Origin of the sequence: Kitasatospora sp. NPDC005856 (assembly GCF_040629945.1) — a bacterium.
GTDB lineage: Bacteria > Actinomycetota > Actinomycetes > Streptomycetales > Streptomycetaceae > Kitasatospora.
The window spans coordinates 1-8,128 of sequence record NZ_JBEXWT010000166.1 but is presented as its reverse complement, the minus strand read 5'-3'; the positions used below and the strand labels follow the sequence as shown (position 1 = coordinate 8,128).

Here is an 8,128-nt window from a genome sequence, read left to right as displayed (position 1 = left end):
ATCTCCCGCGCCCGACGCGCGATCAGTTCCATCACCTCGGAGCGGGAACTGCCCGACAGCAGGCTCCGGGTGATCTCCGCGCTCGCGCTCAGCCAACGCTGCTGGCGCTGGGCCTCCTCGTACAGGCGGGCGTTGTCGATCGCCACGCCGGCAGCGACGGCCAGGGTGGCGATCACCGACTCGTCGTCGGCGTCGAACTCCTCACCGCCCCGCTTGTCGGTCAGGTAGAGGTTGCCGAACACCTCGTCGCGCACCCGCACCGGAACACCGAGGAAGGTCCGCATCACCGGGTGGTGCGCCGGGCAGCCGTACGACGCCGGGTGCTGCGACAGCTCCTCCAGTCGCAGCGGCTCGGGGTTGCGGATCAGCTCGCCCAGGAGTCCCCGGCCCGTCGGGTACAGGCCGATCTTCGCGATCTCCTCCGGTGACAGCCCCACGGTCAGGAAGTCGGAGAGCGTCTCGCCGTCCGGCCCGATCACGCCGAGCGCCGCGTACCGGGCGTCCACCAGCAAGGCCGCGGCTTCCACGATCCTCCGCAGCACCTGCGTCAGGTCCAGCTCGCGCCCGACCGACAGCACCGCCTCCAGGAGGCTGTGCACCCGGTCCCGGGTGCCTCGGGCCGCGTCGATCCGCGCCTGGAGTTCCTCCAGCAGCTCGTCCAACCGCAGCTGCGGTATCCGCGACCGCGCCCCGTCCGTACCCATGCGGGCCTCCTTTCGTCCTTGCCACCGGCCGGTCGATTGTCGCAGAAGCCGACCGCCGCCGGTCGGGGCAGGCACCGCCTCCGACCTGGCGAGAGCCCGAGTCGGCGCACGCGGCCCGGCGCGCCGACCTGGAGGTGCCGGACATCACCGTCCGGGCCCTGGGCGGGACGACCCGCTGCGACCAGCCCGCGTCCCCGAAGGCGGCGCTGGTCATCGCGGTCGCCGGTCCGGCCACCAGTCCGGCCGTCGGGGTCCTCGCCCTCGGCACCGGCGCCCCCCTGCGACCGGATGCGAACTGGACGCTGGTCACGGCGCTGCTCGCCTGGCTCGGGGGCGCCAATCTTGTGCTCGGCGTCGTCAACCTGCTGCCCGCGGCCCCCATGGACGGCGGGCAGATCCTGCAGGCCGCGCTGTGGTGGCGCGGCGCCGACCGGGCCGGGGTCCAACAGGCGGCCGACCGGGCCGCCCAGGCCGTGGGCCTGTTGCTGGCCGCCATCGGCACCGCGTTGCTCCTGGACGGAGCGGGCGATGGCCTCTGGCTCATGGCCGTCGGGCTCTTCCTCGCCGCGAGCGCCGCGGCCGAACGACGCCGCTCGGTCCTCGAAAGCACGCTCCGGGGCGTACGCGTGGCCGACGCCATGCCCTGGCAACCGTCCGCCCTGGAGGGCTGGTTCCGGTCCGGTCGCCCGAGGCCGTGCGAACGGGCACTGCCCGACACCGACCACGCCCCTGGGACCACCGGCCCCCAGACCGGGGCCCATCGGTTCTGCCCCTCTCCACCCGGCAGTTGATTGACTCCGGTACGGCATGGGACCACACACCGCTCGGAGGACCGGGCGTGAGGGCCACGCGACGACGGAGACTCCAGGAGGTTGTGGTGGACGCGGCAGCAGAAACGGTCGGGCACAGCGTGGTCCGATCGGTCACCCGCGATCCGCGGGCCCGCACCACGGTGGTGCGACTGAGCGGCGAACTGGACGTCCTCACCGCGTCCGAGCTCGTCCCGGAACTGCTGGGACTGGCGGGTGCCGGCGACCGGGAGCTGGTGCTGGACCTGTCCGGCGTCAGCTTCTGCGACAGCACGGGGGCGAGCGCCTTCCTGCAGGTGAACCGACGCCTGACCAACGGCACCAGGCTGTTCCTGCGCGGCGTCACCCGACAGCCCGCGAAGGTGCTGCGGCTGCTCGGCCTGCACCGGTCCGTGCCCTGCGAGTTCGCGCAGCCGGCCCGGACCTGCCCCCGCCCCACGGAACGACCTCCCGGTAGTCTCCGTACGCGACCGCCGAAGGCCCGTCCGGGCAGCTCCCCCGCCTCCTCGACGCGATGACGACGACTTCGGACCGAGCACTCGCGCACCTGACAGCGACGTTCGACGTGTCCGGCCTCGTGAAGGCCCTCGGGAGGTCCCGGGCCCTCGACGCGCCCGTCTCGTCTCGTCCCGTCCCGAATGGATTCACCCCCCGTTCCAGCATCCGCCCCTGTTCCCGGGCGGAGACCTCCGAGCAGCGCGTCGGCTGTGGCTCACCGCCCTGATCGCCGCCGGTCTCACCGGGCTGCGCCGCCGGGACATTCGGCTGAGCTCGGCCGAAAGCGGGGGCGGGCCCGATGCCTCCCCCGGCCGGGACATTGGTCCCTGGAGTCCCGTCGGCCCCCGGCGTGAGACTGGGCCGACCACACCGCCGGAGCCCGGCACCGATCCCGGTGAGGGCGACGACAGCGAGCGCGGAGGAACCCGGAGTGAACGCATGAGAAGCGTGACGCGGCCCGCCACAGGAGTCGGGACCGTCGAGGACGACGCACCGCGGACGCCGGCGATCGAGGTCCGGGGCCTGCGGGTGTCCCGGGGAGGACGGCCGGTCCTGCACGATCTCGACCTGGAGATCGTCCGCGGTACGGTCACCGGCCTGCTGGGCCCGAGTGGCTGCGGCAAGACCACACTGCTACGGGCCATCGTGGGCGTACAGCGGATCGAGGCGGGCCGGGTGACGGTCCTCGGCACCCCCGCGGGCAACCCGCGCCTGCGCCAACGGGTCGGCTACGTCACCCAGGCCCCCTCCGTGTACACGGACCTGAGCGTGGCCGAGAACCTGCGCTACTTCGCGGCGGTGCTGGGCGTACCGCGCGACGAGCCGGCCCGGGTGCTGGAGCAGGTCGGCTTGCACGGCAGGGAACGCGATCTGGTCGGCCGGCTCTCCGGCGGCCAGCGCGCCCGGGTCTCTCTGGCGGCGGCCCTGTTGGGAACGCCGGAGCTGTTGGTGCTGGACGAGCCGACGGTCGGCCTCGACCCGGTGCTGCGCCGGGAGTTGTGGCAGCTGTTCCACCGTCTCGCGGCGTCGGGTGCGACCCTGCTCGTCTCCAGCCATGTCATGGACGAGGCCGAACGCTGCACCCGGCTCCTGTTGATGCGCGACGGACGGCTGCTGACGCACGACACCCCGGCAGGGCTCCTGGCGGCCACCGGAGCACCGGACGTCGAGCAGGCGTTCCTGCGGCTCGTGGCCGGCACCGACGGCGGCCCGGACACGGATCGCGACACCGACTTCCCGAGGACGGAGCAGAGTTGAACCCGCGCCGAACGTTCGCCACCGCCCGCCGCGTCCTGCTCCAACTGCGCCACGACCCCCGCACGGTGGCCCTGATGCTCGGCGCCCCCTGCCTGCTGATCACCCTGCTGAAGTACGTCTTCGACGACCGGCCGCAGGTGTTCCACACCATGGGCGCACCGATGCTCGGCGTCTTCCCGCTGACGGTGATGTTCGTGGTCACCGCCGTCGCCACACTGCGCGAACGCACCAGCGGCACCCTGGAGCGACTCCTGACCATGCCGCTGGGCAAGTTGGATCTGCTGCTCGGCTACGCTCTCGCCTTCGGCCTGCTGACGCTGGTCCAGGGGCTGCTGGCCTTCGGCCTGACGGTCGGCCTGCTCGGCCTGACGGTGGCCGGCCCGAGTTGGCTCCTGCTCGCCGTCGCGGTCGCGGACGGCCTGCTGGGCATGGCGCTGGGCCTGTTCGTCTCGGCCTTCGCGACCACCGAATTCCAGGCGGTACAGTTCCTGCCCGCGTTCGTGCTGCCGCAGCTCCTGCTCTGCGGCCTGTTCACCCCCCGCGCGACGATGGCCGCTTGGCTCCACGCACTGTCGGACGCGCTCCCGCTCTCCTACGCGGTCGACGCGATGAACGAGATCACCACACGGAGCGGCCTCTCCGGCAGGACGGTGGCGGACCTGCTGATCGTGCTCGGCTGCGCTCTGGCGGCGCTGGCGCTCGGCGCCGTCACGCTGCGGCGGCGCACGGCCTGAGCCTCCGGCCGATCCGCGCGGTCGGTGGTGATCCGTCGGTCATCCGCGTGTTCTGCCGGCGGTTCCAGGAGGACATTGAGTCCGGCCACAATGCCGGTGACGCGGGCGAGCGGGAGGCGCTCGGCGACGACGGCCGCGACGTCCTGCGGATCGCACTGACGGTGGTCAAACGCACCGACGACACCACGGGCTTCGTGGTGCTACCCAAGAAGTGGCTGGTGGAACGGACGGTCGCCTGGCTGATGCGCTCACGCCGCCTCGCCCGTGACCACGAAGGCCGAACCGACACCTCGGAAGCGATGATCCGCTGGTCGATGAGCATGGTCATGAGCCGCCGACTCGCCCGGCGACCACGCTGATTCCACCGTGCTCAATCTCACGGCAGAGGTTCGTAGAACGGGCGGTCAGGCGCGAAGTTGCGAGAACAAACCGTCACGTCCTCACCCCTGAGATACGCCAGCAGCCATTCGCCGAACGTCATCTCATGGAGAGTCCAGGCCGGGCTGTCGAACTCCTGGACCACGACGCGCCAGGGCGACGAGGGATCATCCGGAACGCGAAGGAAGACCGCCTCGCCCGTCGTGGCCGTCGCCACCGGCATCAACTCGCCGGGACCCGTTCCTGCCGGACCGGGCAGGAACTCCGTCATGTCCTCCTCCCGCCAGAGCTCGAGATCCCTCCTGATCATTTCTCCCAGGCTGTGCAGAAGATGGCCGGCGGGGTGCTTCAGGTACAGCTGCCTATTGATCTCGATCGAGCCGTAGGCGTTCGCGATCTCGCGGAAGTCAGCGGGGAACTCGATACCGAACTCCCGCTCCATTTCGCTCCACGGGGCCGGATCCGACCAGTTGAACCCGGGCTCGCCCAGCAGGGCTCGGATCTCCGAAAGCGTTACCACCACCAAGTCCCTTCCACCGGGTACCGGGGGCCCGGCCGGCATCCCCGCCCCGGCATCCCCGCCCCGGTAGCCTACGGGCCGCCGACCCGGCCCGACGACCATGCTGAACGTCCCCGGGCGCTCCTCGGCCGGCCAGCCCCGCGCGACCAGGCGCTTCGCCTTCGACCGCACCCCCTCGACCTTCGCGGGTACCGCCTCCAGACCGAGCGCCACTGCGAGTTGCCGACAGTCCATCGCCTCACCGCCCGACCCGCTCCCACCGGCCAGGGCATCCACGAGTCGGCGGTGGTCCGGCGCCAGCACACCGACATCGAGGCCCTCCCTCCACGCCGGCACGACCGAACCAGACACAGCCGCAGCGGCCCGCACCGGCCGCTCACCTGCCACTACGACGGGCGGAACCTCATCGCCTCCGCGAGCCTCAGTCAGGACCAGTCCGACCGTCTCACGGGCGATCACGAACCGTTCCCACGCGGCTTCCGCCTCGCGCAGCTCGACCTGAAGAGCTTCCACCCGCTGCCGAGCAGCACGCTCACGCTCCTCCAACAGCCCCATCACGGACGGCATCCCGGCACCTCCACCGCAGAGACAACACGACACCTCGTCTCTGCCGCCGAAGCACCAGCCCTATGCCTGACCAGCGGGAACGCACCCGCCACTATCGTCGGGGAACACCGCCGCTGCGTGCGTTCGCCGCGCAGGCTCCCGCTCTCCGTTTCCCTACGGGAACAGGGTCCGTGCGCTGAGGTACAAGTACGAGCACTGGAGCCTCCCTAGGGTGAGGGTGTCGCGGATCGTGGCCTCCTGCCGATCTCCACCCTGCCGCGGGGTCGCGGGCCTCGTCCGAGAGGTCCGCCGCGCGGGGGCGGGATCCCTCTCTCGGCGCCGCACCCGATCCCGATCCCCACTCCTCTCGCTCCCGAAGAAACGACACCATGCGCCTCACCTCACTCTTCCAGGCTTCCGCGGTAACCCTGACGGCGGTGGCATCGGCCCTGACCGTCAACACCGTCCCCGCGGACGCTTCGACCCTCCCGCTGACCGCGCCGCAGGTGGTCGCGCACCTCGACCTCGCCCAGGGCCGGCAGCCGGAGAACCTCACCCTGCTGCCGAACGGCAACACCGTCGTGACCTTCGCCTTCTCCCGCCAGGTCGCCGAGATCGACTGCCACGGCGCCGTCCGGATCCTCGCCACCCTGCCCGCCCCGGCTGCGGACGCGACCACTCCCGTGCTGAAGTCCCCGTTCCTCGGCGGCGTCGTACGCGACGACAGCGGCGCCCTGTACTTCGCCTACGCGACCGGGACGGCCGACCTCACCGGCATCTGGCGACTGGCCCCCGGCGGCACCCCCCGGCGCATCGCCACCCTGCCCGCCGACGCCCTGCCCAACGGCCTCGCCCGGGACGAGCGCACCGGCGACCTGTACGCCGCCGACTCCGTCCTCGGCACCGTCTGGCGCGTCCCCGCCCGCGGCGGCGCCGCCGTCCCGTGGACGACCGGAACCGCCCTCAAGCCGAACGGCTTCCTCGGCGCCAACGGCATCAAGATCCGTGACAGGGCGGTCTGGGTCAGCAACCTCGACAACGGCACCCTGCTGCGCGTCCCGATCCGGCCCGACGGCACCGCCGGCCCGACCACGGTCGCCGCCACCGACCTGCCCGGCATCGACGACTTCGCCTTCACCGGCCGGGGCAACCAGGTCCTGGCCGCCCTCAACGCCAGCAACCGGATCGCCCTGGTCGCCGACAACGGCACCCACACCATCGTGCTCGACCACACGGACGGGCTCCAGAACCCCACCTCCGTCGCCGTCCGGGGCGACCGCGTCTGGGTCGCCGACGCCGCGTACCTGACCCAGCAGGACCCGAACCTCCTCACCGCCCGCCTGCTGCGCGACCCGCGCTGACAGTCAGGGAACAGAACCCGAGCGGCAGGCCAGCCGGTCCACCCGGGCCGGCCGGCCTGCCGCTCGAACGCCGTCCGGCCGGCCCCGAGGGGTCGGCCGGACGGCGTTCGGCGTTCTCACCTCGGGACCATGCCAAGACGGCACTGGTGGGGCCGGGATCCGGACGATCCGTCCGCACAGGACCAGGAGCGCGCCCGGGTGGCGTCGGCGAGCTGGTGGCAGCGGAGAGGGGCCTTCCCACACCGGCGGGGGGCGGCGCCACCGACAAGGCGGTAGCCCTCAGCGGGCGAGGTCACGGCGGCTCCTCGCGCGCGGGGCGGGATGCGGGCGAGGTGCGCCGCCGCGTTCAGGTCGCACCCACGGGCCGGACCTGGCTGTTCGCCAGAGGAAGGGTGCGCTGCCGGGACAATCCCGGGCGCGCAGCGAGCAGATCCACCGGACCATCGCGGACTAATGTCGCTGATGTGACGCCGGACCGATCGGGAAAGCGTCTGATGTCATGTCAACTACCTGTATTCCAAAGGAAAAAGAACCATCATGGTTGACTTCGCGAACGTCCACGCCGCTCCGAGCCCGGACCTGCTGACCCCGGACAACTCGATGATGCTGTTCGTGGACCACCAGCCGCAGATGTTCTTCGGCACCGGCAGCGGCGACCGCGGCGCCATCATCAACGCCACCGTCGGCCTGGCCAAGGCCGCCAAGGTCTTCGACGTCCCGGTGGTGCTCTCCACCGTCGCCGCCGAGTCCTTCTCCGGCCCGATCCTGCCCCAGCTGAAGGCCGTCTTCCCCGACCAGGAGATCATCGACCGCACCACGATGAACGCCTGGGAGGACGAGGCGCTGGTCGAGGCCGTCAAGGCCACCGGCCGCAAGAAGATCATCCTCTCCGGCCTGTGGACCGAGGTCTGCCTCGTCCTGCCCGCCCTGTCCGCGCTGGACCAGGGCTACGAGGTCTACGTCGTCGCCGACGCCTCCGGCGGCGTCACCCCCCTCGCCCACGAGCACGCCCTGCAGCGGATGACCGCCGCCGGCGCCGTGCCCGTCACCTGGATCCAGGTCCTGCTGGAGCTCCAGCGCGACTGGGCCCGCGGCGAGACCTACGTCCCGGTCACCGAGCTGGTCAAGGAGCACGGCGGCGCCTACGGCCTGGGCCTCGTCTACGCCCAGTCCATGATCAACCCCCACGCCGCCGGCTGACGGAGCCTCCCACCGTGAACACCGGTCTACTCCTGCTGCGCCTGGTCGTCGGCCTGCTGATCGCGGGCCACGGCGTCCAGAAGGTCAGCTTCCACCTCGGTGGCGGCGGACTGGAGGGCGG

At 71.7% G+C, this 8,128-nt stretch carries 8 protein-coding genes and 2 pseudogenes; 8 read left to right on the top strand and 2 right to left on the bottom strand.

Translation table 11 applies throughout. From position 1 onward, the window contains the following. The coding region (locus ABZ449_RS41150; protein WP_360357031.1) for a GAF domain-containing protein at positions 1-704 on the bottom strand (704 nt) is incomplete at its 3' end. A 134-nt stretch (positions 705-838) separates the two neighbouring features. Here ABZ449_RS41150 and ABZ449_RS41145 point away from each other — a divergent pair. From ABZ449_RS41145 to ABZ449_RS41125, 5 genes and pseudogenes are all read left to right on the top strand, one after another. Then, complete coding sequence (locus tag ABZ449_RS41145) at positions 839-1,495, top strand: site-2 protease family protein (protein WP_360357028.1); 657 nt, start codon at positions 839-841, stop codon at positions 1,493-1,495. 86 nt (positions 1,496-1,581) lie between these two features. After that, a complete protein-coding gene (locus tag ABZ449_RS41140; RefSeq protein ID WP_360357026.1) occupies positions 1,582-2,031 on the top strand; it encodes an STAS domain-containing protein in 450 nt (149 codons plus the stop codon). Between the two features lie 418 nt (positions 2,032-2,449). Next, positions 2,450-3,268: an ABC transporter ATP-binding protein gene (locus ABZ449_RS41135; RefSeq protein WP_360357024.1), complete on the top strand. Its 819-nt coding sequence runs from the start codon at positions 2,450-2,452 to the stop codon at positions 3,266-3,268. After that, entirely contained in the window at positions 3,265-4,002 is a 738-nt protein-coding gene (locus ABZ449_RS41130; protein ID WP_360357021.1) for an ABC transporter permease, read from the top strand. The genes ABZ449_RS41135 and ABZ449_RS41130 overlap by 4 nt, the downstream gene beginning before the upstream one ends. A 149-nt stretch (positions 4,003-4,151) precedes the next feature. Beyond that, positions 4,152-4,277, top strand: a pseudogene (locus ABZ449_RS41125) (IS5/IS1182 family transposase); the annotation flags it as partial. A 101-nt stretch (positions 4,278-4,378) separates the two neighbouring features. Here ABZ449_RS41125 and ABZ449_RS41120 read toward each other — a convergent pair. Then, positions 4,379-5,467: a hypothetical protein gene (locus ABZ449_RS41120; RefSeq protein ID WP_360357019.1), complete on the bottom strand. Its 1,089-nt coding sequence runs from the start codon at positions 5,465-5,467 to the stop codon at positions 4,379-4,381. A gap of 416 nt (positions 5,468-5,883) precedes the next feature. Here ABZ449_RS41120 and ABZ449_RS41115 point away from each other — a divergent pair, with 416 nt between their 5' ends. The 3 genes and pseudogenes from ABZ449_RS41115 to ABZ449_RS41105 all read left to right on the top strand — a co-directional run. Beyond that, positions 5,884-6,807 carry a hypothetical protein gene (locus ABZ449_RS41115; RefSeq protein ID WP_360357016.1) on the top strand — a complete coding sequence of 308 codons (924 nt, stop codon included), beginning with the start codon at positions 5,884-5,886 and terminating at the stop codon, positions 6,805-6,807. 537 nt (positions 6,808-7,344) lie between these two features. Further along, the gene (locus ABZ449_RS41110) at positions 7,345-8,007 is read left to right on the top strand and encodes a hydrolase (protein ID WP_360357014.1); all 663 of its coding nucleotides are present in this window, start codon (positions 7,345-7,347) and stop codon (positions 8,005-8,007) included. A gap of 14 nt (positions 8,008-8,021) precedes the next feature. After that, a pseudogene (locus ABZ449_RS41105) lies at positions 8,022-8,128 on the top strand (DoxX protein); the annotation flags it as partial.